Here is a 26,095-nt window from a genome sequence, read left to right as displayed (position 1 = left end):
GTGACCGCCGCCCTCGCCACCGTGCTCGACGCGCCGACCTGGCGGGCCCGCCGTCAGGCACACGAGGAGCGGGTCGACGCCTGGCTGGCCCCGCACCTCGCCCGGCGGCGCGGCGGTGTCCGGCACCCGGTGGAGGACTTCCTCTTCACCTACTACTCGTACCGCCCGGCCCAGCTACGCCGCTGGCATCCGGGAGCCGGGGTGGAGCTGCGGGACGCCGACCCGGCGGAGTTCGGCCCGGACTACCGCGCCACCGCCGCCGGCGTCATCCTCGACCACGACGCGGTACGCGCCCGCCGCGCCGACTCCCTCGACTGGATCCGGGGCCTGCTGGTCGCCACCGCCGGACGGCCGGCGCACCTCGGCTGCTTCGGCATGCACGAGTGGGCGATGGTCTACCGGCAGACCCAGGACGAGCTGCGCCACAACCTCTGGCCGCTGCGGCTCGGTCCGGAGCGGACCGCCGCGGTCGTCGACGAGCGCGGCGTCCGGTGCAGCCACTTCGACGCCTACCGCTTCTTCACCGCGCCGGCCCGGCCGCTGAACGTGCTCACCCCCACCCGGGAGAGCCAGCACGCCCTGGAGCAGCCGGGCTGTCTGCACGCCAACATGGACCTCTACAAGTGGTCGTACAAACTCTCCCCGCTGGTGCCCGCCGAACTCGTCGCGGACTGTTTCGCGTTGGCCCGGGAGATCCGCACCCTGGACATGCGGGCCAGTCCGTACGATCTGGCCGCCCTCGGACACCCGCCGGTACGGGTCGAGACGCCGGAGGGCCGGGCCGAGTACGTCGCCGCCCAGCGTGGCTTCGCCGAGCGCGCCGCCGGGCTCCGCGCCCGGCTGCTCACCGCCCTCGGCTGAGCGGGGATCCCGCCGGGTGCGGGAGGGCCCCGTCACCGTCGACGGGGCCCACTGTGCTCAGTCCGCTGTGCAGGTCACCGCAGGTGCGGCCGGGGTGCCGGTGGCACCGCCCAGGAAACCGAAGGTCGCCTCCGCGCCGGGGGCGAGAGCGCCGTTCCAGCCCACGTCGCGGGCGGTCACCGTCGCGCCGGCCTGGGTCAGGTCGGCGTTCCACGCCTGGCTGATCCGTTGGCCGTCGGGCAGGGCGAAGGTCACCGTCCACTTTCTGGTGGCGGCGGATCCGGTGTTGCGGACGGTCACCTCGCCCTGGAAACCGCCCGGCCACTGCCCGACGATCCGGTAGCCCGCCGTGCACCCGGTGCCCGGGGGCAGGGTCGGCGTGGCGGTCGGGGTCGGCGGCGGCGTGCCGGTGGGGCTGACGGTCGGGGTCGGGGTCGGGGTCGGGGTGCCGGTCGGGCTCGCCGTCGGGGTCGCGGTCGGGCCGGGGGTGACGTCGGCGAGGGCGGCGGCCAGCGGCGGGAACCAGCGGTCGGACATCTTCTGGTCACCGTCCGCGTTGGGGTGCACCCCGTCGTAGGTGTCCGTGGCGGTGCTGAAGCCCGTCCACTGGTCGACCACCACGACCGGGGAACGCGTGGTGCTCTTCCCCGCCGCCCAGCCGTCGATCGCGGCGTTGAGGGCCACCACCCGCTGCCCACACTCGGCGCAGGTCGGCGGAGCCATCGGGATGATCTTCGCGACCAGCACCCGCATCGCCGGGTTGCTCTCCCGCATCTGGTCCACCAGCTTGGAGTACGCGGCCAGGATGGTCGCCGGCGGGATGTTGCTCCACACGTCGTTGGTGCCGAAGTGCATCAGCACGATGTCGGGGCGGGTGGCGGCGAGCCACCCGGGCAGCAGGTTCTGGTTGGCGACGTTGGTCACCAGGTAGCCGCCGTGGCCCTCGTTGTCGCCGTCGTGCGGCTGGCCGCAGCCCTGCGGGCCGAGGGTGCCGACGAAGTCCACGTCGGTGTGGCCGGTGGACTGGAGGCGGTTCCAGAGGATCGACCGCCAGCAGCCGGGCGAACCGGTGATCGAGTCGCCGAGCGGCATGACCCGCACCGGTGACGCGGCGACGGCCGGTCGGGCGGGCGACCCGGCGACCAGGCCGAGCACCAGGGCGAGCGGAACGGCGGCGAGGGCCGCGAGCAGGGCAGGAAGGAATGGCCTTCGGAGCATGGTGGAGGGACTCCTGTCACGTGACGTGAACGTACGGTGACGGCCCTTGTGCTCCCGAAGAGATTCCACCAGAAAGCCGGCCCACGCTCAACGCCCTCCCCCTGCTTGCCGGGGTGTTTGCAGGGGCCCCCTGCTCGGCAAAAAGCGGTAACAGGGGACCCCTGCTACCACTTCGGCGCCGACTTCGTCAGTGCTCCGGGCGGCCCCGGTGCGCCGCCCACTCGGGAGCCAGGACGGACATGACCGTCGCGTCCACCCAGTGGTCGCCGTCCCGCAACGCGTCCCGCAGCACGCCCTCGGCGACGAAGCCGACCTTCTCGTAGACCCGGCGGGCCCGGGGGTTGAGGTGGTAGACCTCCAGCGAGATCCGGTGCAGGCCGAGCCGCTCGAAGCCATGACCGACGACGAGGCGTACCGCCTCGGTGCCGAGACCACGGTCGCGCCCGGCGGGACCGATCAGGGTGCGGAAGTTGCAGCTGCGGTTGTGCGCGTCCCACTGGTTGAGCACCACCTCGCCGACACACGTTCCGGTCGCGCGGTCCACCACCGCCAGGTCGAGCCGGTCGGTCTGCGCGTTACGGCTGGCGTACCACCGGCGCAGGTGCTCCTCGTCCTGCGCGACGCCGACGCTGCCGGTCAGCCGGATCACCTCCGGATCGGCCAGGGCCGCGCGCAGCGCGGGCAGGTCGTCGTCGCGGAAGGGACGCAGCAGCACCCGTTCCCCGGCCAGCGTGGGCTTCTCCGCGAAGTCGGGGACGCGGTGGGACGCGCTGGACGCCGGCTCGGTGTGCATCCGCCGATCCTCGCCGTCGCCGTACCGCCGGCCAACCGGATTTCCCGGTCAGTCGCCGTCTATCCGGCGGTTGCGTTTGACCTGGGAACGGCGCTTCTTCTCGTCCAGGCGACGCTGCTTGGCGGCCCGGGACGGGCGGGTCGGCCGGCGGGGCGGTGGCGGGGCGGCGACCGCCTCGCGCAGGAGCGCGGCCAGCCGTTCGCGGGCCGCCTCGCGGTTGGCCAGTTGCGCCCGGTGTTCGCTGGCGGCCACGGTCAGGACCCCGTCGACCAGCCGTCCGGCGAGCCGTTGGAGGGCCCGGTCGCGCAGGTGCGGCGGGAGACTCGGCGAGGCGGCGAGGTCGAAGCTCAACTCGACCCGGGAGTCGGTGGTGTTGACGCCCTGCCCGCCCGGCCCGGACGACCGGGAGAACCGCTCCCGCAGTTCCGCGCCGGGCACCACCAGTCGGTCCGTCACCCGCAGTCCGTCGTCCATGTCCCGAGGCTAGTGCCCGGCCCGGCGGGTGCGCCTGCCCAATTCGGCCCGGCCCGGTCCGGCCGGCCGTGGTCAGCCGCCCCGGCCGATGATCGTGTCGGCGGTCTGCTGGACCTGGTCGATGGGGATGGCGAAACCGATGCCGATCGAGCCGTTGCCGTCGATGGTGGCGATCGCGGTGTTCACCCCGACCACCTCGCCCCGGGCGTTGACCAGCGGCCCGCCGGAGTTCCCGGGATTGATCGAGGCGTCGGTCTGCACCGCCGTGTGCCGGTTGTCGCCGAGCCGTACCTCCCGGTCCAGGGCGCTGACGATGCCGGCGGTCACGGTGCCGGAGAGGCCGAGTGGGGAGCCGACGGCCAGCACCGGCTCGCCCACCCGGGTCGAGCCCGGTTTCGCCAGCGGCAGCGGGGCCAGTCCGGCGGACGCCGGCACCCGCAGTACGGCCAGGTCGCTGCGTGGCTCACGGCCGACCACCTGGGCCGGGACACGTCGGCCGTCGGGCAGTTCCACGGCCACCGTCCCGCCGCCCTTGGACAGGATGTGGTCGTTGGTGACGATGTGCTGCTGGTCGTCCACCGCGAACCCGGAGCCGGTCGCCCCCCGGCCCCGGCCGTCGCCGGCCAGCACCGACACCACCCCGGGCACGGTCCGCTCGGCGGCGGTGATCAGTTCCGCCGGTACCGGCGCGGCCGAGGCCGCCGGCGGGTCGGTCAGCTCGTCCAGGTTGGCCACCCAGGCACCGGCCACCGCGCCGGAGGCGGTGGAGAGGGCCACCACCGCCGCCGCGGCGACGAGCAGCCGTCCCGGGCCGTGCGGACCGGGTCGCGACCCGGTCGCGGGTACGCCGTTCCGGGTACGCCCGTCCGGGTCCAGTTCGGGTGAGACGAACCAGGGTCCGCGCGGCTCGCCGAGTCCGGTCTGCACCGCCATACGTCCGCTCCTCACGTGAAGTCCGCTTGTGCCGTCGTCCGGCTGGTCAGGGCAGGCGGGAGAACCAGCGCATCGAGCCGGCCGCCGCGCCCATGGCGAGGATCAGACCGAGCCCGATGAAGCGGGCCGACACGTCCTGCCGCACCGTCCGGTACCCGACCGAGGTGCCGATGTCCTCGTAGACGGCCCGCAGTTCCTCGCTCGTGGTCGCCTCGTGGAAGCCGCCCCCGGTCTCCTCGGCGACCGCGCGCAGGGTCTGCCCGTCGACCGGCACCTGGATCGGCCGCCCGCCCCGGTCCACGAACCCGCTCGGGGTGCCGAACGAGATGGCGTGCACCGGCACCTTCGCCGACACCGCGTCCCCGGCCGCCTCGATCGGGTCCTTGCCCGACGTGTTCGCCCCGTCGGAGAGGAGGATGATCCGGGCCGGCGGCGGATCCGTCGCCGCCCGGCTGTCCAGCGCCCGGACCGCACCGAGAGAGGTGTTGATCGCTTCGCCGATCGCGGTGCCCTGGACCCCGGTGGCCCCCTCGACCAGCCGTTCGATCCCCTCGTGCAGCGCCTCCCGGTCGGTGCCCGGTGGGACCAGCACGGCGGCGCTGCCGGCGAAGGCGACCAGCCCGACGTTGAACTCCTCGGGCAGGCCGTCGACGAAGCGCCGGGCCGCCTGCTTCGCGGCGGTCAACCGGTCCGGGTCGACGTCGGTGGCGAGCATCGAGGTGGAGACGTCCACCGCCACCATCACGGTGGCCCGTTCCCGGGGCACCCGGACCTCGTCGGTCGGGCGGGCGAACCCGACCACCAGCAGCGCCAGCATGGCCAGGAAGAGTCCGGCCGGCAGGTGCCGCCGCCAGGTCGGCCGCTGCGGCGCGACCCGGTCGAGCAGTCGCAGGTTGGTGAACCGTACGGCGTAGCGGCTGTGCCGACGCTGGGCCAGCACGTACGCCACGAGCAGCGCGAGCACACCGAGCAGCAGCCAGAGCCGGATCGGGGACTGCCAGATCATGCGCCACCTCCCCCGGTCCGGGCGCCGCGACCGGCCGGGACGAGGGCCAGCCGACGCTGGGCGTGCACGTGCCGGACGATGTCCGCGCCCCAGTCCCGGTCGGTCCGGAGCGCCAGGTGCGTCGCCCCGCTCCGGCGCAGCGCCTGACGTACCTGTTCCCGCTGGGCCACCGCCGCCCGGGCGAACCGGTCCCGCAGCACCGGGTCGCCGGTCCACACCTCGCGGCGCCGTCCGGTCTCCGGGTCGATCAGGGTGATCAGTCCGACGTCCGGAAGCTCCAGCTCGCGCGGGTCGGTCACCTCGACGGCGAGCACCTGGTGCCGAGCGGCGAGTCGGCGCAGCTGCGGTTCCCACCCGGCCTCGGCCCACGGGTGGTCGGGCAGGGCGTCGAGGAAGTCGGAGACCACCACGACCAGCCCTCGGCGGGACGCGAGGCGGTGCACCGAGGCCAGCGCCCCGGCCAGCGACGACGCCGCGTCCGCCGGCCCGTCAGCCGGCGCACCGGCGGTCCGGTCGCCGCGCGGGGCGGTGAGCAGGGCCCGGAGCAGGTTGACCAGGTGTTGGCGTCCGCCCCGGGCGGGGAACCGGCGCACCCCGTCCCGGGTGAGCACCTGGGCGCCGAGTCGGTTGCCGGCACCGGCGGTGAGGAAGCCGACCGCCGCGACGGCGGCCACCGCCAGTTCCCGCTTGTCCAGGTCGGCGGTGCCGAACTCCATGCTCGGACTGGCGTCCACCAGCAGCCAGGTGGTCAGTTCCCGGTCGGCGTCGACCTGCCGGACGTGCGGCACGGCGGTGCGGGCGGTGACCGCCCAGTCCATCCGGCGTACCTCGTCCTCGCCGGGTCGGTACTCCCGGCTGCCGGCGGCCTCGCTGCCCGGCCCGGGGAACAGGCCCCGGTACTGGCCGTGCAGCAGTCCGTCCAGCCTGCGGGTGACGGTCAGTTCCAGCCGGCGCAGTCGCTGGTCCGGGGTCAGTTCGGCCAGTCCCGGGTCACGTTGCGGGGAGGCCACCCGATTCGGGGGGCGGCGGACCCTCATGCCGCTGCCAGGTCGGGGGTGACCGGCCGGTGGCCGGGGGCGATCCGGGGCGGGGGTACGGCCTCGACGAGCCGGTGGACCAGCGCCTCGGCGGACACCCCGTCGGCGACTGCGTCGAAGGAGAGCACCAGCCGGTGGGCGAGCACGTCCACCGCCAGTTCGCGGACGTCCTCGGGGAGGACGTGGTCGCGACCGCGCAGCAGGGCATGGGCGCGGGCGGCGGCGACCAGGCCGAGGGTGGCGCGGGGGCTCGCGCCGTAGGCGAGCATGGGAGCGAGCCCGGGCAGGCCGAAGCGTCCCGGGTCGCGGGTGGCGAGGATGAGTCGGACGACGTACTCGGCGAGGGCGTGGTGCACGAAGACGTCCCGGGCCCGGGTCTGGAGGGCGCGCAGCCGCAGGGGGTCGAGAATCCGGCCGGGGCGCGGCCGGTCGGTGCTCATCCGGTAGAGGATGGCCAGTTCGTCGGCGTCGTCCGGGTAGTCGACGACCACCTTCATCAGGAAGCGGTCCCGCTGCGCCTCGGGCAGCGGGTAGACGCCCTCGGACTCGATCGGGTTCTGGGTGGCGAGCACCAGGAACGGTTCGGGTACGCCGAAGCTGCGTCCGCCGATGGAGACCTGCCGTTCGGCCATCGCCTCCAGCAGCGCCGACTGCACCTTGGCCGGCGCGCGGTTGATCTCGTCGGCGAGGACCAGGTTGGCCATGACCGGGCCGAGTTCGACGTCGAAGGTCTCCTGGGAGGCCCGGTAGATCCGGGTGCCGACGATGTCCGAGGGAACCAGGTCGGGCGTGAACTGGATCCGGGAGAAGGTGCCGCCGACCACGGTGGCGAGGGTTTGCGCGGCCAGGGTCTTGGCCACTCCGGGTACGCCTTCGAGGAGGCAGTGTCCGTCCGCCACGAGAGCGGTGAGCAGGCGCTCGACGAGTCGGTCCTGCCCGACGATCACACGTTTGACCTCGTGGAGGATCTGTTCCAACTCGACGCCGGGCGCGGCGGGAACGTCCGGGGTGGGCACGCTGGCCAGGGTGTCCGAGATGTCCGTCACGGTGCTTGCTTCCCGGGGCACCGCTACGACAAACGTCGGAATTTCAGCCGCTAACCTGCCTTTTTCCCCTCTAACGGGACGCAATCCGTCGACCGCTGCCCGACGGCCGGCGGCGTCGGCCCCGTGGCGCGCGGAGGCCGACGCCGGTCGGGTGGCCGGCTTCCCGGCCACCCGACCGGCGTGCCGCGGTCAGCCCGCCACGTACAGGTGGAAGGGCCGGTCGTAGGCGGTGCCGTTGTAGTTGCGGGTCTGGACGAAGACCGCGTTCGGGGTGCTCAGCCGGGGCGCCACGGAGACCTCGCCACCGCTCGGGATGCAGCAGTCGGTGGCCTCGCCGATGGTGGCCACGTAGGCACCGCGGGAGACGACCCGGTTGAAGATGACCTCGTACTGACCGGGGCCGTACTTGATCACCGAGACGGCGTCCTGCCCCCGAGCCAGGGTGCCGTTCGAGGCGACGACGGCGAAGGAGACGGTGGTGGCGAGCGTGCCCGCGTCCTGCTTCAGGGCCTCCCGCGCCTTCCGGGTCGACTCCGGCGTCAGCGGCGGCTGCTGCTGACCCTGCTGGGCCACCGGCTGGGTGCCGTTGCTCTCGGTCGGCTGGGCGGCGGCGATCCCCCCTCCGGCGAGGGTCAGCCCCAACACGGCGACGGTCACCGCGACCGCCTTGCGTGAGAACAATCTGGCCATGACAGATCTCCCTTGCTTCGATTTTCGAGCGAGGTGAATGGAACCGTCCCGCCATTTACGGAACGGATTGTTACCGGATCAGAAGGCCGGGAAAAATAGCGTCAGGCAATCCCGACCGAGCAAGATTCCTCGGATTTACACCGCGCCTGAGCTGGTAAAACTACGGAGAGTTCCGGCGGTAGCCACACAGGAAAGTAGCACCGCAAAAAGCGCAGAGTCAATGCCCGACCACGACTTCAGACACCTTGCCCGACAAGCCCACGAAAAACGGAGAGCGAAACAAATAATCGTTCACGGAACCGGGCGGCGGCCGAGGACGACACCGGGGCGGATAGCGTGTCGGGGTGACCGTACGCGCCGAGGACCGACCGACGACCAGGGCGCGACGCCACGGCACCGTGCTCTGCTGGCTCGCCGTCGCGCCGGGGCTGGCCTTCGCGGCCGTCCGCCTACCCGGCCTGGAGCGGGGCGCGCTGGTGCAGGCGGTGGCCTTCACGCCGTACGTGGCGGCCGGGACCCTGCTGCCCCTGGTGCTGGCACTCGCCCTGCGGCGGTGGGGCCCCGCCCTGGTCGCGGCCCTGACCGCGCTGGCCCTGGTGGCCGTGGTCGCGCCCCGGGCCCTGCCCACCGACCAGCCGGCCGCCGACGGGCCGAACCTGCGGGTGCTCACCGCCAACCTGTTGGCCGGCGCGGGCGACACCGGACGCCTGGTGGACCTGGTCCGGGCCGGGGGCGTGGACGTGCTGGCGGTGCAGGAGTTCACCCCCGACGCACAGGCCGAACTCGACCGGCTCGGCCTGGCCGGGCTGCTGCCGTACCACGAGCTCAACCCCGAGGTGGGCACCACCGGATCCGGGCTCTACGCGCGCTTCCCGCTCACCGCGGTCGGCATCCGGCGCAACGTCGGGTTCGGCTTCAGCCAGGCGTACGGCACCCTCGCCGTGCCCGGCGCGCCCCCGGTACGGATCGAGTCGGCGCACCCGGCCGCCCCGCACTCCCCGTCGGTGGTGCCGGACTGGCGGACCGACCTCGCGGCCCAGCCCCCGGCGACGCCGGACGGGCAGTTGTCCATCCTCGCCGGGGACTTCAACGCCACCCTGGACCACGCGCTCCTGCGGGACCTGCTCGCCACCGGGTACGTCGACGCGGCGGACGCGGTCGGGGCCGGGCTGACCGGCACCTGGGGACCGTACGACGGCGACCCGATCCCGCCGGTCACCATCGACCACGTGCTGGTCGACCGGCGGATCGCGGTCCACGCCGTGACGGTGCGCGCGCTGCCGGGCAGCGACCACCGCACCGTCCTGGCCGAACTCCGCCTGCCCCGCCGCACCATCTGAAGCGGGCCCGGCTCGGGTGGTAGCAGGGGTCCCCTGTTACCGCTTTTTGTCGTGCAGGGGACCCCTGCTACCACCCCGGCCCCGTCCACCCGCCAGGCGGCGGGCGGCGGGCGGCGGGCGGCGGGCGGCGGGCGGCGGGCGGCGGGCGGCGGGCGGCGGGCGGGATCAGACGTGGGCGCGGTCGAGGCCGTAGGTGAGCGCGTCGACCAGGGCGTGCCAGCTCGCCTCGACCACGTTGGGATGCACGCCCACGGTGGTCCAGTCCCGACCGGCGCCGGTGGTCTCGACCAGGACCCGGGTGACCGCGCCGGTGCCCTGGCTCCCCTCCAGGATGCGGACCTTGTAGTCGGCCAGCCCGAAGTCACGCAGTTCCGGGTAGTGCCGGGCCAGCCCGGCCCGCAGCGCCTCGTCCAGGGCGTTGACCGGACCGTTCCCCTCGGCGGTGGCGATCACCCGCTCCCCGCGTACCCGGATCTTCACGGTCGCCTCGGAGACCACCGCGCCGTCCTCCCGGTGCTCGACGATCACCCGGTACGACTCCAGGGTGAACGGCTTCGCCGGGGCGCGGTCGGGCAGTTCGGACCGGACCAGCAGTTCGAAGGAGGCGTCCGCGGCCTCGAACGACCACCCGCCGGCCTCCAGTTCCTTGACCCGGTTGGTGACCCGGGACAGCGTCTCCGGACGGCCGGCCAGGTCGAGCCCGAGCTCGCGGCTCTTGAGTTCGATGCTGGCCCGGCCGGCCATCTCGGTGACGAGGATCCGCATGTCGTTCCCCACCACGGCGGGGTCCACGTGGTTGTAGAGCAGCGGATCCACCTTGATCGCGCTCGCGTGCAGCCCCGCCTTGTGGGCGAAGGCCGCGGCCCCGACGTACGCCTGGTGGGTGTCGGGGGCGATGTTGGCGATCTCGGCGATGGCGTGCGAGACGCGCACCATCTGCTCGAGGCACCCGTCCGGTAGGACCGGGATCCCGAGCTTGAGCTGGAGGTTGGCGACGACGGCGAAGAGGTCGGCGTTGCCGGGGCGTTCGCCGTAGCCGTTGGCGGTGCCCTGGAAGTGCCGGACTCCGGCCTCGACGGCGGCGATGGTGTTGGCGACCGCGCAGGCGGTGTCGTTCTGGCAGTGGATGCCGAGCCGGTCCGGTCCGACGCCGGTACGGGCGGCCAGGTCGGCGATGGCGGCGGTCACCTGGGAGGGCAGCATGCCGCCGTTGGTGTCGCAGAGCACCATCACCTCGGCCCCGGCGTCGAGCGCGGTCTCCACGACCGCCGCCCCGTACGCCGGGTCGGCGCGGTAGCCGTCGAAGAAGTGCTCCCCGTCGACGAAGACCCGGCGTCCCCCGGCGACCAGGTGGGCCACGGTGTCCCGGATCATGGCGAGGTTCTCGGCCGGGGTGGTCCGCAGCGCCCGCTCGACGTGCCGCAGGTCCGCCTTGGCGACCAGCGCGATCGCCGGGGTCTCGGCGTCGAGCAGGGCACGCACCTGCGGGTCGTCGGCGACCGCGACCCCGGCCTTGCGGGTGGCACCGAACGCGACCAGCAGCGCGTGACGCAGGTCGAGCTCGGTACGGGCCCGGCGGAAGAACTCGGTGTCCTTGGGCACCGCGCCCGGCCAGCCGCCCTCGATGAAGCCGACGCCGAACTCGTCGAGCAGCCGGGCCACGGCGAGCTTGTCGACCACGGAGTAGCTGATTCCCTCGCGCTGGGCACCATCGCGCAACGTCGTGTCGTAGACCTGGTACGTCATGGGAGACCTTTCTGGAACCAACAAAAAGACCCCCCGCGGGGTGCGGGAGGTCTGCGCGCTCGGCGGAGGGTTGCCGGCGCGCTAGGTGCCAATAATCAGGGCGGTGCTGGTCACGTTCCGTACTCTGCCACCCGCAGCCCGAATCTGGGAGGCGAAATCCACATCCCGGGACGGCCGGTGGCAGAGGGTTGCCTTGGCGAACCGCAGGCCAACGCATCGCCGGAATCCCTGATCGGTGATCGACTTCACAAGTAACCCGGCCGCCACCTGGGCGTTACGGGGCTGGGGCAATATCTGGAACCAGTCCAGTTACGGCCCCGTGCCACTCGTCAAGGAGGACCTGTGCTCACCGTCGGTGACAGCTTCCCGGAGTACGAACTCACCGCCTGCGTCTCCCTGGAGGCGGACAAGGCGTTCGAGACGATCCACCACAAGTCGTACCAGGGTCAGTGGCGGGTCGTCTTCTTCTGGCCGAAGGACTTCACCTTCATCTGCCCCACCGAGATCGCCGAGTTCGGCCGGCTCAACGGCGAGTTCGCCGACCGCGACGCCCAGGTCCTCGGCGTCTCCGTCGACAACGAGTTCGTCCACTACGCCTGGCGCAAGGACCACCCGGACCTGCGGGAGCTGCCCTTCCCGATGCTCAGCGACATCAAGCGCGAGCTGACCGAGGCCTGCGGCGTACTCGGCGAGGACGGCGTGGCCCAGCGTGCCACCTTCATCGTCGACCCGAACAACGAGATCCAGTTCGCCATGGTCACCGCCGGCTCGGTCGGCCGGAACGTCTCCGAGGTACTGCGGGTGCTCGACGCCCTCCAGACCGACGAGCTGTGCCCGTGCAACTGGAACAAGGGCGCCGACACCCTGGACGCCACGAAGCTGATGGCCGGGGCCTGACCGATGGGCCTCGACGCGATCAAGGCGGCTCTGCCGGAGTACGCCAAGGACATCAAGCTCAACCTCGGGTCCACCGTCGGCACCTCGACCCTGAGCCCGCTCCAGGCCTGGGGCACCGCGCTGGCCTGCGCGGTGGCCGCCCGTAACCCGGTGGTGCTGCGCGAGATCGCGGCCGAGGCGGCCGACCACCTCAAGCCGGAGGCGGTCGAGGCGGCCAAGGGCGCGGCCACGATCATGGCGATGAACAACGTCTACTACCGGTCCAAGCACCTGATCGGCGACGAGTCGTACGGCTCGATCCCGGCCCGGCTGCGGATGCAGATCATCGCCCGGCCCGGCGTGGACAAGGGCGACTTCGAGCTCTGGTGCCTGGCGGTGTCGGCGATCACCGGGTGCGGGGTGTGCCTGGAGTCGCACGAGAAGACCCTGCGCGGGGCCGGATTCACCCGGGAGCAGGTGCACGAGGGGCTGCGGATCGCCGCCGTGGTGCACGCCGCCGCAGTGGCGCTGGACGCCGAGGCCGCCCTGGGCTGACGCCCGCGTCCACCGGCACTCCGACCGGGGCCGTCCGACCGACGGACGGCCCCGGTCGCGGCGTCTCCGCCGGCCCCGGGCGTGTCGTCTCCGGCGGCCCCGGGCGTGTCGTCTCCGCCAGCCACAGTCGCGTCGTCTCCGGCGGCCCCGGCGACCGGGTAACCGCCTCCGGGCACGCCGATTCCGTCGCCGCACGGACCGGTGACCACGTCGCCGGTCCCGGCGGCCAGGTGTGCGACCGCGACCAGGGGGTACGAGAAGTCCTGACCGGACAGCATCCCCGATACGACGCAGTCGAGGCAGGAGGGCCGTGGAATGGACAGGCTCGATCCGGGCGCGGCGCACGCCTCGCCGAGGCCGGTGACCGACGACGGGCAGGGTGCCTTCGTGGGCGGCGCGCCCGCCGGCGCCTTCGACCCCTGGCGTTACCGGGACGAGGCCGGGGTCACCGACACCGACCTGACCGGCTACCAGGTCGAGGCGACCGACGGGTCGATCGGGAAGATCGACGAGGCGAGTCACGACGTCAACGCCAGCTACCTGGTGGTGGACACCGGCCGCTGGATCTTCGGCCGGAAGGTGATGCTCCCGGCCGGCACGGTCAACCACGTCGACCACGACGTCCGCACGGTCTTCGTCGACCGGACCCGCGACCAGGTCCGGGCCGCTCCGGAGTACGACGAGACCGACACCGACCCGGCGTACCGGGACCGGCTGGGCGGCTACTACGACGACACGTACGCGCCGGTGCCGCCGGGCACCGCCCGGTAGGCGACCACGACGTCACGGCCGGTGGGGTTCCGCCCCACCGGCCGTTACCGTGTCGGGGTGGACACCCCTGGAGTTAATCGACGAATCCCGTTCTCCGCGATGTTCAACTTCCGTGACGTCGGCGGTTACCGGGGCCACGACGGACGCGCCGTACGGTGGGGACGGCTCTACCGCTCCGACTCCCTGCACCGCGTCGACGAGACCGACCGGGCGGCGTTCGCCGCGCTCGGTGTCCGGACGGTGATCGACCTGCGTCGACCGTCCGAGGTGACCCGTGACGGCCGGGTGCCGGCGTACGACGGCCTCGCCTACCACAACATCCACCCGGAACACCGCTCCTGGGCCGAGCAGATGTACGACCCGGCGACCAGCCTCGCCGGCTTCCTGGTGGACCGGTACGTCGCCCTGGCCACCACCGGCGCGGCCGGGCTGGCCGAGGCGGTCGGGCTGATCGCCGACGCCGGGAACGCCCCGGTGGTGGTGCACTGCGTGGCCGGCAAGGACCGCACCGGCATCGTCTGCGCGCTGACCCTGGCGTTGCTCGGGGTCAGCGACACGGACATCGCCGCCGACTACGCGCTGAGCACCGAGGCGTCGGCCCGGTTCAGCGCCTGGCTCGCGGCCAGCATGCCCGAGGCGGCGGATCCACCCGCGCCCTTCCTCGCCTCACCGGCCGAGGCGATGCCGCTCTTCCTCGACGAGCTGCGCGACCGGCACGGGTCCGTCGAGGGGTACCTCCGCCACGCCGGACTGGCCGACGCGCAGTTCGACGCTCTCCGGGCTCACCTGCTGGAGTGACCCGCCGGACGGAGCCGTCCCCGGGGGCCTGCCCAGGACCGGAGGTGGCTCACGCGGTGACCGAGAACTGCCGACATGCTGACTCCCTATGACGCAAACGGTTCTGCGTCAGCAAGATAGGTCACCATGGATGATGCCCGGTAGTCCGACGCACCGGTCACGGAAAGTGAACAGAGCCGCTACCGGCTGAAACAGCGACATCCCGGGGGTGAGTCCGATATCGGACATCACTCCCGGGACGCCACAGCGGGCGGGACCGCGATCCCGCCGACAGGTCAGAGCACCCGGCGGACCCAGCCGTGCGGGTCGGCGGCGAGGCCGCGCTGAAGGTCGACGAGCTGCTGGCGCAGCCCCATGGTGACCCGGCCGGGCTCCCCCGCCCCGATGACGAACTCGCCGTCCGGGAAGCGGACGTGCCCGATCGGCGTGATCACGGCGGCCGTGCCACAGGCGAAGACCTCGCGCAGCCGCCCGCTCGCCGCGTCGGCCTGCCAGTCGGCGAAGCTGACCGGCCGCTCCTGCACGGTCAGCCCGGCCTCGGTGGCCAGGGTCAGCACCGACTCGCGGGTGATGCCCGGCAGTATGGTGCCGGTCAGCGGCGGGGTGACCAGGGTGCCGTCGTCGTAGACGAAGAAGACGTTCATGCCGCCCAGTTCGTCGACGAAGCGCCGCTCGACCGCGTCCAGGAAGACCACCTGCTCACAGCCGTGCTCGATCGCCTCGGCCTGCGCGGCCAACGAGGCCGCGTAGTTCCCGCCGCACTTCGCCGCGCCGGTGCCGCCCGGCGCCGCCCGGGTGTAGTCCGGGGAGATCCAGACCTTGACCGGCTTGACCCCGCCGGCGAAGTACGCCCCGACCGGGGCGGCGATCAGGACGTAGAGGTATTCCCGGGCCGGCCGGACCCCGAGGAAGACCTCACTGGCGAACATGAACGGCCGCAGGTAGAGGCTGCCGTCCTCACCGGACGGGATCCACTCCCGGTCGATCTCGATCAGCCGGTGCAGCGAGTCGAGGAACGCCTCCGGCGGCAGCGGGGGCATGGCCAGCCGCTCGGCCGAGGTGACGAACCGGTCGGCGTTGGCCTCCGGCCGGAAGAGCGTCACCCCGCCGTCGGCGGTGCGGTACGCCTTGAGCCCCTCGAAGATCTCCTGCGCGTAGTGCAGGACGGCGCTGGCCGGGTCCATCGGGATCGGCGCGCGGGCCTCGACGCGGGCGTCGTACCAGCCCTTGTCCTCCGCATAGCGGATCGTGACCATGTGGTCGGTGAAGACCCGGCCGAACCCGGGGTCGACCAGCAGGGCGGCCCGGTCGGCGGCGGATACGGGCGCGGGGTTCCGACGGATCTCGAATTCGAGCTTGTCACCACCGCTCATCGCGCTGACCTCCCTGGGACGGCACGGCATGCCGGAGCGCACGCCGAAGGACTGGTGCAGTGGAACTTACCCCGAACGGCCGTTGCGCGGGAGGGCCGGCCAACGGGCCGGCGCTACGTACCGTGACGCCGGGCCGTCCGGGTGGCGGGCTGAGCGGGCGGTCAGCCCGCGGCGTACTCGGCCAGACGGTCGCCGACCTCGTCGGTGCGCAGCGGTACGCCCGGCGCCCGGTTCGCCAGCTCGTTGGCGACCGCCTCGGTCACCCGGTTGGCCGCGTCGGGGTGGCCGAGCTGCTCCAGCAGCAGCGCGGCGGAGAGCACGGCGGCCACCGGGTCGGCGAGCCCCTTGCCGGCGATGTCCGGGGCCGAGCCGTGCACCGGCTCGAACATCGAGGGGTAGCGCCCCTCGGGGTTGATGCAGCCGCTGGCGGCCAGCCCGATGCCGCCGGTGACGGCGGCGGCGATGTCGGTCAGGATGTCGCCGAAGAGGTTGTCGGTGACCACCACGTCGTACCGCTGCGGCTGGGTGACCAGGAACATCGCGGCGGCGTCGACGTGCTGGTACTCGGTGGTCACGTCGGGGTGCTCGGCGGCGACCGCCGCGAAGGCGCGGGCCCAGAGCGAGCCGGCGTGGGTGAGCACGTTGGTCTTGTGCACCAGGGTCACCTTGCGGCGCTCCCGGCGACCCGCCCGGGCGAAGGCGTCCCGGATCACCCGCTCCACGCCGTGCCGGGTGTTCAGGCTCTCCTCGGTGGCCACCTCGGCGGGGGTGTCCCGGTGCAGCGAGCCGCCCGCGCCGGCGTAGAGCCCCTCGGTGCCCTCGCGGACCACCACCAGGTCGACCTCGCCCGGCTTGACGGTGGCGAGCGGCCCGGCCACGCCCGGCCAGAGCCGGGACGGGCGGAGGTTGACGTACTGGTCGAAGGCGAAACGGAGCTTGAGCAGCAGGCCGCGCTCCAGCACGCCCGGCGGGACGGTGGGATCGCCGACCGCGCCGAGCAGGATCGCGTCGTGCCCGGCCAGCTCGGTCAGGACCGAGTCCGGCAGCACCTCGCCGGTGCGGTGGTAGCGGGCGGCGCCGAGGTCGTACTCGGTGGCCTCCACGCCGGGAAGGACCGCGTCGACGACCTTACGGGCCTGCGCGACCACCTCGGGTCCGATCCCGTCCCCGGCCACCACCGCGATCCGCGTCACGTTCCACTCCTCAGCTCACCGTTGAACTCGTACGTTACGACGCCGTCCCGCCTCCCGGTACGTTGCGCCCAGATTATGGGAATCTGGAATGCACAGCAGCTTTCCAGGTGACATTCATGATCCGGTCAACTCGGCCACCTAGGGTGGAGTTCGCACGGGTCACGGGGGCCCGTGACGGAGGGTCGGCGACGGCGCGGCACCATCCGGAGGGAGCAGGCACATGCGGATCGAGGAACAGGCCCGGAGCCGGTGGGTGGACCAGCCCGCCCACGTCAGCCGCCGCCCCGACCTGCGGCTCGGTGGTCGTGGCCTGCTCGACCGCTGGGGTGGGGTCGCCACCGACCGGCTCACCGTCACGCACACCGTGCGCACCTCCACCGCCGAGTACGCCCTCGTACTGAACGCCCCGGAGTGGCTCGGACGGCGCGGGGTCGGCGACGCGCTGCGCGACGCCGTCGCCGAACTACGGGCCATCGACCTGACCTACGGCCCCGCCCGACCGCACAGCCTCGTCTCCCGGCTGCGCCGGGGCGAGATCAGCCCCGAGTCGTACGCCCCCCTGGCCGACCTGGTCGACCGCTGCGCCGCGATGCGGGCGGCCACCGACGGCTGGTTCGACGCCTGGGCGGTGCCCGGCGGCTTCGACCCGGGCGGCCTGCTCGGCGGATGGGCGGTGGAGCGCGCCGCCGCCCGGCTGCGGGCCGCCGGCGTGGACGACTACGCCGTGGTCGCCGGCGCGGACCTGGTCGTCCGGGGGCACGCCCCGCACGGCGGGCCGTGGCGGGTCGCCGTGCACCACCCGGACGGCGACCGCGCCCCGCTGGTGCTGGAGATGACGGCCGGCGCGATCGGCACCTCCGGGGTCAGCGGACGACGTGACCACGTGGTGGACCCGCACACCGGGGAACCGGCCCGCCAGATGAACGCCGCCACCGTGGTGGGGCCGGACCTGGCCGTCGCCGACGCCTACGCCACCGCTCTCTACGCCGCCGGCCCGGCGGGACTGGCCTGGTTCGGCGACGGGTCGAAGTACCGGCCGCTCTTCGCCCACCGGCGCTGACCCCACCGGGTGCGGACCGGCTGGGCAGAGTGGGGACGACCGCGATCGGCTCCCACGGTCGCGGCAACGACCGTGGGAGCCGGTCAGCGACGAGTGCGCGTGGCTCGCGCATCCGAGGGGTGCGGAACCGACCGGCCGGACGCCGGACACCGCCACCCGAAGACGGGTCGACACCGTGAGTTCGGTCAGTAACCGCACGGATACGCTAGCGAACCGTCGTATGTCGCCGCAAGGGTCTCCACAACCGACCGTCCCGGTTTGACGCTGCGGGTTCCTCTCCGGACGGTCCACGGGGTCCGGTGACGCGACGGGTCGACCGGATGGCACGCTGTCCGCCGTGAGTTTCGATCTGAGCGTGTGGGCCCTACCGGAAGGGGCCTCCCCCACGGACGTGCGGGCGGCCGTGCAACGGTGCCGACAGGGACAGCACGTCGATAGCTACCCCGACCCCCGGGTGGTCGCCTTCTACCGGGCGATCACCGCCAGCTACCCGGACCGTCCCGGGCCGGGATCGCCGTGGGAGGTGACGCCGTTGCACGCCACCGCGGACCACGTGGCGATGAGTCTCTATGCGACCTGTGAGGACCAGGTGCTCCTGGACATCGAACGGCTCGCCGCCGAGAACGGTCTGATGCTCTTCGACCCCCAGGACGGTTCCGTCTACCCGCCCCCGACGGCAGCCCCCGCCCCCGCCCACCACGCGACCTTTCCCGTCCCCCACTCCACCGCCCACACCCGCTAGGACCGGCCACCGGCGACGGTCCCCCGTCCGGCAGACCGCCTCGAACCCGGAACCGCCCGGGAGCACGTGCCGGGCGGCCGGACGACGAACGCCGCACGACCAACGCGGGCCCGACAGCGAGCAGGGGCCCGGCCACCACTGGCCGGGCCCCTGCGTCGTGCGGGGACGGGGATCTACTCGTCGCGCAGGTCGGCGGCGGAGGCGGCGGTCGCGCCGATCGACTCGGCGGCCGAGGTGAGCAGGTCCGCGCCGAGGGCCTGGTCGACGGTGAGCGTCATCAGCGTCTCGCCGCCGGCCTCGCGACGGGCCACCTGCATGGCCGCGATGTTGATGCCGGCCTCGCCGAGCAGCGTGCCGACGGTGCCGACCACACCGGGACGGTCGACGTAGCGGAGGAAGAGCAGGATGCCCTCCGCCCCGATCTCCACGTCGAAGCCGTCGACCTCGGTCAGCTTGCGGACCTCCCGGCCGGGAGCGCCGACGACGGTGCCCGAGACGCTGACCGTCCGGCCGTCCGGCAGCGCGCCCCGGACGGAGACCAGGCTCGGCTGGTCCGACTCGGGCTGGCTGGTCAGCGTCACCTCGACACCGCGCTCGGCGGCGAGGTGCGGGGCGTTGACGTAGGTGACCTGCTCCTCGACGACCGAGCTGAACAGCCCCTTGGTCGCGGCGAGCTTGAGCACCGAGACGTCGTGGTTGGCGATCTCGCCGCGCACCTCGACGGTGACGCTGGCGGCCACCCCACCGGCCACGGCGGTGAAGGCCCGACCGAGCTTCTCGGCCAGCGGCAGCAGCGGCCGGACGTCCTCGGCGACCACGCCGCCGGCCTGGACGTTCACCGCGTCCGGCACGAACTCGCCCTGGAGGGCCAGCTTGACGCTCTTCGCCACGGCGAGGCCGGCCTTGTCCTGCGCCTCGTGCGTGGAGGCGCCCAGGTGCGGGGTGGCCACCACGTTGTCGAAGGCGAACAGCGGCGAGGAGGTGCAGGGCTCCTTGGCGTACACGTCCACGCCGGCGCCGGCGACCCGGCCCTCGGCGATGGCGTCGGCGAGCGCCTGCTCGTCGACCAGGCCGCCCCGGGCGGCGTTGACGATCCGTACGCCCGGCTTGACGATCGCCAGTTCCTTCTCGCCGATCAGGCCGACCGTCTCCGGGGTCTTCGGCAGGTGGATCGAGATGAAGTCGCTCTCCCGCAGCAGCTCCTCCAGCCCGACCAGGCGGACTCCGAGCTGGGCCGCGCGGGCCGGCTGGATGTAGGGGTCGTACGCGATCAGCCGGGTGCCGAAGGCGGCGATCCGAGACGCGAAGAGCACGCCGATCCGGCCGAGGCCGACCACGCCCACGGTCTTGCCCTGGATCTCGACGCCGGTGTACTTGGACCGCTTCCACTCCCCCGCCTTGAGCGCCGCGCTGGCGCTGGCGGTGTTGCGCGCCACGGCGAGCAGCAGGGCGACGGCCTGCTCGGCGGCGGAGACGATGTTCGAGGTGGGCGCGTTGACCACCATCACGCCCCGGGCGGTGGCGGCGGGCACCTCGACGTTGTCCAGACCGACGCCCGCGCGGGCGACCACCTTGAGACGGGGCGCGGCGGCGACGGCCTCCGCGTCGATCTGGGTGGCACTGCGCACGATCACCGCGTCGGCCTCGGCGAGGGCGGAGAGCAGCGCCGGACGGTCGGTGCCGTCGACGTGGCGTACGTCGAAGTCGTGGGCGAGCACCTCGATGGCGGCGGGAGCGAGTTCTTCGGCGATCAGTACGACAGGATTCATCGGTCCTCGTAGATATCGTCAGAGCGGATCGGCGGCGTCGACGGACGCCGCGCTGCGCCCTGTTTGCTTGACCGGGCCATGGGCCGTGCGGGTGCCGCGAGCGCCTACCGCGAGGGTGTGCGGGGCACCGGGAACACCTACCCGCGATGGTAGGCCGCTGCCCACCGCCGCTGTCCCAAGGACCGGGGTGAGGGCCCTCACACACCAGCCGGACATGGGACGGTCCTCGACCGAACGTGCCGTTCCGGCACGAGGACCGGACCGGTCACCGGCACGTCATCGTCCGTTCAACCGCTGGCTGCGCCCTGCTACAAGGGGAAAGCGCACCCATGCGGGGAGGGAAGTCACCGATGTCGCTCGTCGTCCGGATCGCGCTGCTCCGCCCACTGGCCCGCCGCCGCCCCCTCGGGTGGGGTCCCCGACTGGCCGAGGCGTTGATCACCCGGTCCCAGTACCTGAACGGCCTGCCCGGCTCGACCGCCCGGCGCGCGGCGGCAGCCCAGGAGGCGTTGGCGCTGTGCCGTCGGCTGGCGGCCGCCCGACCGGACCGGCACCGCGTCGACCTGGCGCGTGCCCTGGTCGCCCGGGTCGGCATCCCCGACCAGCAGCCGGTCGGCGAGGCGATCGACCAGCTCGAGGAGGCCATCGGGTACGTCGACGACCCGGCCGACCGGGCCGCGCTGGTGGTGCTCGCCACCGCCCGGCAGCTCCTCGCCGCCAACCTGAACGTGCTCGGCGAACCTCGCCGCGCGTTGTTGCTCGCGCTACGCGCCCGGGCGGCCTGGGACGCGTGCGCTCCGCTGACCGTGCCAGAACGGATGCGGCTGGCCAGGACGCTGCTAACGATCGGAGACTGCCACCAGGCGCTGGGCCGGCCGGAGGAGGCGTGCGCCGTCCGGCAGCAGGCGATGGACCTCTACCGGCCGCTCTCCGCGTACCGGCAGACCCGGTGGATCTCGGTCGGTCTGTCCACGGCGGTCGACCTGGCGCAGAGCCTGGCCGCGACCGGTCGGGCCGGGGAGGCGCTCGCCCTGATCGACGAGTTCCGTGCCGACCTGAGGTTCTGGTGCCGCGTGTACCCACCGTTCGGCCGGTCGCTGCGGGCCCGCTCGCTGCTGGTCGAGGCGGAGTGCCGGGCGGAACCGGGTGAGACCGAGGCCGCGCTGCGGGCCGCCGGGCAAGCCGTCGACCTCCTGCGGCGGCTGGCCGCCGACCATCCGCCAGGCGCGTACGGGGGCGCGCTGGCCGGCGCGCTGCGCGTACACGGTGCACTGCTGCTGAGCACCGGGGACCGGCCGGCCGGCACCGCCCGCCTCGGCGAGGCGGTCGAGGCGGCCCGGGACGTCGACGACACGGAACTCGGCAGCGCCCTGATCGCGCTCGCGGTGGCCCGGATCACGGACGGGGAGTGGAGGGCCGTCGAGCCGCTGCTGACCGAGGCCGTCCCGGTCTGCCGGCGACGGGCCGACGACCTGCCGGAGGTGTTCCGGCCGCTGCTGGTCCAGGCGTTGGGTCTGGTGGTGACGCTGACAGCGTTCGACGCGCCGAGCCGGGACGGGCGCCCCGGCCAGCCGCCGATGGACCGGGTGGCGGGGTTGGACGCGGTGACCGCGGGCCGGGAGGCGGTGGCCCTGGCCCGAAAGCTGGCCGGGGCGGATCCACGGCATCGCGCGCTGCTGGGCCACGCGCTGTTCGGCCTGGACCAGGCGGTCAACCGGGCCGGTGACCCCGACGAGGCGGCCGACCTGCTCCGCGAGTGTGTGGCGATCCGGCGGGAGCTGTCCGCCGATGGTCCGGACCAGCGGCGGGAGCTGGCCCGGGCGCTCGGCAACCTGGGCAACCGGCTACACGTCCTCGACCGGCTGGACGAGGCCGTGCAGGCGCACCGGGACTGTCTCGCCGTCATCCGGGCGGACGACTCCGGCCTCCCACCGCAGGAGGCCGTCACGCCGCTGCGCAACCTGGCCCGCACGCTGGCCCGGCTCGACCGCACCGACGAGGCCCTCCGGCTCGCCACCGAGGCCGAGAACCTGGAACAGGGCATCACGTGACGGCGGCCCGTGGTCCGGACGCCGGGTGGGCGTCGGGCCACGGGCCGCGTCGGGAGCGGACTGCCGCAAGGCGGCCCGGGTGAACGATCCGACCGGGGTCAGGCGGTCTCGGTGATGGGCCGGTCGACCCAGCTCATCATGCCGCGCAGCTTCTGACCGGTCTCCTCGATCGGGTGCGCCGCGCCCTCGGCCTGCCACTTGCGGTAGTTCGGTCGGCCCGCCTCGTCCTCGGCGATCCACTCGCGGGCGAACTCGCCGGACTGGACCTCGGACAGGATCTTGCGCATCTCCTCCTTGACCCGGGCGTCGACGACGCGCGGGCCCCGGGACAGGTCGCCGTACTCGGCGGTGTCGGAGATGCTGTAGCGCATCCGGGCGATGCCGCCCTCGTACATCAGGTCGACGATCAGCTTCAGCTCGTGCAGGCACTCGAAGTAGGCCACCTCGGGCGCGTACCCGGCCTCGGTGAGCACCTCGAAGCCGGTCTGCACCAGCGCGGACGCGCCACCGCAGAGGACCGCCTGCTCACCGAAGAGGTCGGTCTCGGTCTCCTCCTTGAAGGTGGTCTTGATCACGCCGGCCCGGCTGCCGCCGATGCCCTTCGCGTACGACAGGGCCAGGGCGAGCGCGTTGCCCGAGGGGTCCTGCTCGACGGCGACGAGGCAGGGCACGCCCTTGCCGTCGACGTACTGGCGACGGACCAGGTGACCCGGGCCCTTCGGGGCGACCATCGCCACGTCCACGTCGGCCGGGGGCTTGATCAGCCCGTACCGGATGTTGAAACCGTGCCCGAAGAAGAGCGCCTTGCCGGCGCTCAGGTGCGGGGCGATCGACTCGGCGTAGAGCTTGCGCTGCGCGGTGTCCGGGGCCAGGATCATGATCACGTCAGCCTCGGCGGACGCCTCGGCCGGGGTCAGCACCCGCAGCCCCTGCTCCTCGGCCTTGGCCCGGCTCTTCGAGCCCTCGGGCAGACCGATCACCACGTCGACGCCGGAGTCGCGCAGCGACAGCGCGTGGGCGTGGCCCTGGCTGCCGTAGCCGATGACCGCGACCTTCCGGCCCTGGATCAGGCCCAGGTCGGCGTCGTCGTCGTAGAACACCTCAACGCTCATGAGAACTTCCCTTTCGTACGACGGCCCGGGCGGCCCGTCGTGGTCGGTGCGGCTGAATTTCCGGCGGCGAGCGCCCCGGTCCCACCGGGTTGCGGCGGCGCGCGCCCTTCTGGTCGGGGGGGGTCAGGCGGCCCGCAGCGACGGGCCGGCGGTGATCGAGCGCGAGCCGCGCCCGATCGCCACGGTGCCCGACTGGACCATCTCCTTGATGCCGAAGGGCTCCAGGTCACGCAGAAGTGCGTCCAGCTTGTCGGGGGTGCCGGTCGCCTCGATGGTCAGCGTGTCGGGGGCGACGTCGACCACCCGGGCGCGGAAGAGGTTCACCGTCTCCAGCACCTGGCTCCGGGCGGCCCGGTCGGCGCGGACCTTGACCAGCAGGAGTTCCCGGGCGACCGAGACCTGCGGGTCCAGCTCGACGATCTTGAGTACGTTGACCAGCTTGTTGAGCTGCTTGGTGACCTGCTCCAGCGGGGACGACTCGGCGTTGACCACGATGGTGATCCGGGAGACGTCCGGGTTCTCGGTCTCGCCGACGGCGAGGCTGTCGATGTTGAACCCGCGCCGGGAGAAGAGTCCGGAGACCCGGGCCAGGACGCCCGGCTTGTTCTCCACCAGAACCGACAGCGTGTGCAGGTTCATGCCACGGCCTCGCTTCGTTCGGTCGCGCCGACGCGCGACAGGGGACTACGCCTGCTGGTTCGTTCGCTCCGTCCGTCCATGGTCATGGCAGTGCCTTCCTCGTCATGCCCTCACGGCCCTCGCTACGCTCGGTGCGATCGATCATGACTAAACGTCGTCCTCGTCGAAGACCGGCCGGACGCCGCGGGCGAACATGATCTCGTCGTTGCTGGTGCCGGCGGCGACCATCGGCCAGACCATCGCGTCCTTGCCGACCACGAAGTCGATCACGACCGGCGCGTCGTCGATCGCCATCGCGGCCTCGATGGTCTTGTCCACGTCGGCGGCGTTCTCGCAGCGCAGGCCGACGCAGCCGAGCGCCTCGGCCAGCTTGACGAAGTCCGGGATGCGGTGCTTGTGGGTGCCCAGCTCGGTGTTGGAGTACCGCTCCCCGTAGAAGAGGGTCTGCCACTGCCGGACCATGCCCAGGTTGCCGTTGTTGATGATGGCGATCTTGACCGGGATGCCCTCCAGGGCACAGGTGGCCAGTTCCTGGTTGGTCATCTGGAAGCAGCCGTCGCCGTCCACCGCCCAGACCACCGTGTCCGGCTGGCCGACCTTCGCGCCCATCGCGGCCGGGACGGCGTAGCCCATCGTGCCGGCGCCGCCGGAGTTCAGCCAGGTGTACGGCTTCTCGTACGAGATGAACTGCGCCGCCCACATCTGGTGCTGCCCGACACCGGCCACGTAGATCGCGTCCGGGCCGACGATCTCGCCGAGCCGCTTGATCACGTACTGCGGGGCGAGGGTGCCGTCGGCGGGCTCGTCGTAGCCGAGCGGGTAACGCCCGCGCAGGTCGTCGAGCTGCGCCCACCAGTCGGTCAGCTCGGCCGTCCGGCCGGCGGCGTGCTCGACGGTGACCGCGCCGATCAGCTCGTCGATCACGTGCCGGGCGTCCCCGACGATCGGCACGTCCGCCGCCCGGTTCTTGCCGATCTCGGCCGGGTCGATGTCGGCGTGCACCACGGCCGCGCCGGGGGCGAAGGAGTCCAGCCGGCCGGTCACCCGGTCGTCGAAGCGCGCCCCCAGCGCCACGATCAGGTCCGACTTCTGCAACGCGTACACCGCGGCGACCGTGCCGTGCATGCCGGGCATGCCCAGGTGCTGCTCGTGCGAGTCGGGGAACGCCCCACGCGCCATCAGCGTGGTGACCACCGGGATGCCGGTCAGCTCGGCCAGGCGGCGCAGCCCCTCGGTGGCCCCGGCCTTGAGCACGCCGCCGCCGACGTAGAGCACTGGCCGGCGGGCGCCGGTCATCAGCCGGGCCGCCTCGCGGATCTGCTTGCCGTGCGGGTGCAGGGTGGGCCGGTACCCGGGCAGGTCGAGGGTGGGCGGCCAGGTGAAGGTGGTCTGCGCCTGGAGGACGTCCTTGGGGATGTCGACCAGCACCGGACCGGGACGCCCGGTGGCGGCCAGGTGGAACGCCTCGGCCAGCACCCGCGGGATCTCCTCGGGGGTCTGCACCAGGAAGTTGTGCTTGGTGATCGGCAGCGTGATGCCCTGGATGTCCGCCTCCTGGAAGGCGTCCGTGCCGATCGCGGGGCGCGGCACCTGACCGGTGATCGCCACCATCGGCACCGAGTCCATGTACGCGTCGGCGATCGGGGTGACCAGGTTCGTCGCGCCGGGGCCGGAGGTGGCCATGCAGACCCCGACCCGGCCGGTGGCCTGCGCGTAGCCGGTCGCGGCGTGCCCCGCGCCCTGCTCGTGCCGGACCAGGATGTGCCGGACCCGGGAGTCGTAGAGCGGGTCGTACGCCGGCAGGATCGCGCCGCCGGGGATGCCGAACACCACGTCGACGCCGAGCGCCTCGAGCGAGCGCACCAGCGAGCCGGCACCGGAGACCTGGAGCGGGGTGGCCGGGGCGGGTACCGCCGGGACGGCGGCGCGGTCGGCGGCGGGCTCGGCGGTCGTCCGGGCTCGCCGGGCGGAGTGGGCGAGGGTCTCTGGCGTGGGTCTCGTCATGACGGTTC

At 73.0% G+C, this 26,095-nt stretch carries 24 protein-coding genes; 9 read left to right on the top strand and 15 right to left on the bottom strand.

Annotated elements, in window-relative coordinates; all coding sequences use genetic code 11:
• On the top strand, positions 1–861 hold the full coding sequence (locus QSK20_RS21465) for a 3-methyladenine DNA glycosylase (RefSeq protein ID WP_285790390.1): 861 nt from the start codon (positions 1–3) through the stop codon (positions 859–861).
• Between the two features lie 57 nt (positions 862–918).
• Here QSK20_RS21465 and QSK20_RS21460 read toward each other — a convergent pair whose 3' ends face one another.
• The 8 genes from QSK20_RS21460 to QSK20_RS21425 form a co-directional block, all read right to left on the bottom strand.
• The gene (locus QSK20_RS21460) at positions 919–2,079 is read right to left on the bottom strand and encodes a cellulose binding domain-containing protein (protein ID WP_285790389.1); all 1,161 of its coding nucleotides are present in this window, start codon (positions 2,077–2,079) and stop codon (positions 919–921) included.
• A gap of 187 nt (positions 2,080–2,266) precedes the next feature.
• The gene (locus tag QSK20_RS21455; protein ID WP_285790388.1) at positions 2,267–2,872 is read right to left on the bottom strand and encodes a GNAT family N-acetyltransferase; all 606 of its coding nucleotides are present in this window, start codon (positions 2,870–2,872) and stop codon (positions 2,267–2,269) included.
• A gap of 48 nt (positions 2,873–2,920) precedes the next feature.
• Entirely contained in the window at positions 2,921–3,346 is a 426-nt protein-coding gene (gene arfB / locus QSK20_RS21450) for an alternative ribosome rescue aminoacyl-tRNA hydrolase ArfB (protein ID WP_285790387.1), read from the bottom strand.
• A 72-nt stretch (positions 3,347–3,418) separates the two neighbouring features.
• Positions 3,419–4,279, bottom strand: coding sequence for a S1C family serine protease (locus QSK20_RS21445; RefSeq protein WP_285790386.1), 861 nt, complete (start codon positions 4,277–4,279; stop codon positions 3,419–3,421).
• 46 nt (positions 4,280–4,325) lie between these two features.
• Complete coding sequence (locus QSK20_RS21440) at positions 4,326–5,285, bottom strand: VWA domain-containing protein (protein ID WP_285790385.1); 960 nt, start codon at positions 5,283–5,285, stop codon at positions 4,326–4,328.
• On the bottom strand, positions 5,282–6,322 hold the full coding sequence (locus QSK20_RS21435) for a DUF58 domain-containing protein (protein WP_502888972.1): 1,041 nt from the start codon (positions 6,320–6,322) through the stop codon (positions 5,282–5,284). Before QSK20_RS21435 ends, QSK20_RS21440 begins: the two co-directional genes overlap by 4 nt.
• A complete protein-coding gene (locus QSK20_RS21430; RefSeq protein ID WP_285790383.1) occupies positions 6,319–7,368 on the bottom strand; it encodes an AAA family ATPase in 1,050 nt (349 codons plus the stop codon). The genes QSK20_RS21435 and QSK20_RS21430 overlap by 4 nt, the downstream gene beginning before the upstream one ends.
• Positions 7,369–7,557: 189 nt before the next feature.
• Entirely contained in the window at positions 7,558–8,058 is a 501-nt protein-coding gene (locus tag QSK20_RS21425; RefSeq protein ID WP_285790382.1) for a hypothetical protein, read from the bottom strand.
• A 398-nt stretch (positions 8,059–8,456) separates the two neighbouring features.
• Here QSK20_RS21425 and QSK20_RS21420 point away from each other — a divergent pair, with 398 nt between their 5' ends.
• Positions 8,457–9,398: an endonuclease/exonuclease/phosphatase family protein gene (locus QSK20_RS21420; protein ID WP_285790400.1), complete on the top strand. Its 942-nt coding sequence runs from the start codon at positions 8,457–8,459 to the stop codon at positions 9,396–9,398.
• A 165-nt stretch (positions 9,399–9,563) separates the two neighbouring features.
• On the opposite strand, the gene cimA is transcribed toward QSK20_RS21420, so the two are convergent.
• Positions 9,564–11,144, bottom strand: a complete 1,581-nt coding sequence (cimA, locus tag QSK20_RS21415; RefSeq protein ID WP_285790381.1) for a citramalate synthase — start codon at positions 11,142–11,144, stop codon at positions 9,564–9,566.
• 342 nt (positions 11,145–11,486) lie between these two features.
• Between cimA and QSK20_RS21410 the strand changes: the two genes are divergently transcribed.
• From QSK20_RS21410 to QSK20_RS21395, 4 genes are all read left to right on the top strand, one after another.
• Complete coding sequence (locus QSK20_RS21410) at positions 11,487–12,041, top strand: peroxiredoxin (RefSeq protein WP_285790380.1); 555 nt, start codon at positions 11,487–11,489, stop codon at positions 12,039–12,041.
• A gap of 3 nt (positions 12,042–12,044) precedes the next feature.
• Complete coding sequence (ahpD, locus tag QSK20_RS21405) at positions 12,045–12,575, top strand: alkylhydroperoxidase, AhpD family (protein WP_285790379.1); 531 nt, start codon at positions 12,045–12,047, stop codon at positions 12,573–12,575.
• Positions 12,576–12,890: 315 nt separating this feature from the next.
• Positions 12,891–13,346, top strand: coding sequence for a PRC-barrel domain containing protein (locus QSK20_RS21400; RefSeq protein WP_285790378.1), 456 nt, complete (start codon positions 12,891–12,893; stop codon positions 13,344–13,346).
• Positions 13,347–13,403: 57 nt separating this feature from the next.
• Complete coding sequence (locus QSK20_RS21395; RefSeq protein WP_285790377.1) at positions 13,404–14,144, top strand: tyrosine-protein phosphatase; 741 nt, start codon at positions 13,404–13,406, stop codon at positions 14,142–14,144.
• A 275-nt stretch (positions 14,145–14,419) separates the two neighbouring features.
• Here QSK20_RS21395 and QSK20_RS21390 read toward each other — a convergent pair whose 3' ends face one another.
• Together QSK20_RS21390 and QSK20_RS21385 are read right to left on the bottom strand one after the other, a co-directional pair.
• The gene (locus tag QSK20_RS21390) at positions 14,420–15,517 is read right to left on the bottom strand and encodes a branched-chain amino acid aminotransferase (protein ID WP_285790376.1); all 1,098 of its coding nucleotides are present in this window, start codon (positions 15,515–15,517) and stop codon (positions 14,420–14,422) included.
• A 161-nt stretch (positions 15,518–15,678) separates the two neighbouring features.
• On the bottom strand, positions 15,679–16,710 hold the full coding sequence (locus tag QSK20_RS21385; RefSeq protein ID WP_285790375.1) for a 3-isopropylmalate dehydrogenase: 1,032 nt from the start codon (positions 16,708–16,710) through the stop codon (positions 15,679–15,681).
• Positions 16,711–16,930: 220 nt separating this feature from the next.
• Here QSK20_RS21385 and QSK20_RS21380 point away from each other — a divergent pair, with 220 nt between their 5' ends.
• Both QSK20_RS21380 and QSK20_RS21375 read left to right on the top strand, forming a co-directional pair.
• Positions 16,931–17,770 carry an FAD:protein FMN transferase gene (locus QSK20_RS21380; RefSeq protein WP_285790374.1) on the top strand — a complete coding sequence of 280 codons (840 nt, stop codon included), beginning with the start codon at positions 16,931–16,933 and terminating at the stop codon, positions 17,768–17,770.
• Between the two features lie 337 nt (positions 17,771–18,107).
• Positions 18,108–18,512 carry a hypothetical protein gene (locus QSK20_RS21375; protein ID WP_285790373.1) on the top strand — a complete coding sequence of 135 codons (405 nt, stop codon included), beginning with the start codon at positions 18,108–18,110 and terminating at the stop codon, positions 18,510–18,512.
• Positions 18,513–18,685: 173 nt separating this feature from the next.
• Here QSK20_RS21375 and serA read toward each other — a convergent pair whose 3' ends face one another.
• Positions 18,686–20,281, bottom strand: coding sequence for a phosphoglycerate dehydrogenase (serA, locus tag QSK20_RS21370; RefSeq protein WP_285790372.1), 1,596 nt, complete (start codon positions 20,279–20,281; stop codon positions 18,686–18,688).
• A 350-nt stretch (positions 20,282–20,631) separates the two neighbouring features.
• On the opposite strand from serA, the gene QSK20_RS21365 reads away from it, so the two are divergent.
• Positions 20,632–22,332, top strand: a complete 1,701-nt coding sequence (locus QSK20_RS21365) for a tetratricopeptide repeat protein (protein WP_285790371.1) — start codon at positions 20,632–20,634, stop codon at positions 22,330–22,332.
• Positions 22,333–22,430: 98 nt separating this feature from the next.
• Here QSK20_RS21365 and ilvC read toward each other — a convergent pair whose 3' ends face one another.
• From ilvC to QSK20_RS21350, 3 genes are all read right to left on the bottom strand, one after another.
• Positions 22,431–23,444, bottom strand: a complete 1,014-nt coding sequence (gene ilvC, locus QSK20_RS21360; RefSeq protein WP_088980264.1) for a ketol-acid reductoisomerase — start codon at positions 23,442–23,444, stop codon at positions 22,431–22,433.
• Between the two features lie 123 nt (positions 23,445–23,567).
• The gene (gene ilvN / locus QSK20_RS21355) at positions 23,568–24,083 is read right to left on the bottom strand and encodes an acetolactate synthase small subunit (protein ID WP_088980265.1); all 516 of its coding nucleotides are present in this window, start codon (positions 24,081–24,083) and stop codon (positions 23,568–23,570) included.
• A 147-nt stretch (positions 24,084–24,230) separates the two neighbouring features.
• A complete protein-coding gene (locus QSK20_RS21350; RefSeq protein WP_285790370.1) occupies positions 24,231–26,087 on the bottom strand; it encodes an acetolactate synthase large subunit in 1,857 nt (618 codons plus the stop codon).
• Positions 26,088–26,095: the final 8 nt, after the last annotated feature.

Origin of the sequence: Micromonospora sp. NBRC 101691, assembly GCF_030269285.1 — a bacterium.
GTDB classification, from domain to species: domain Bacteria; phylum Actinomycetota; class Actinomycetes; order Mycobacteriales; family Micromonosporaceae; genus Micromonospora; species Micromonospora echinospora.
Note: the sequence above shows the minus strand (reverse complement) of the source record. Positions and strands in the feature narration are given on the sequence as shown.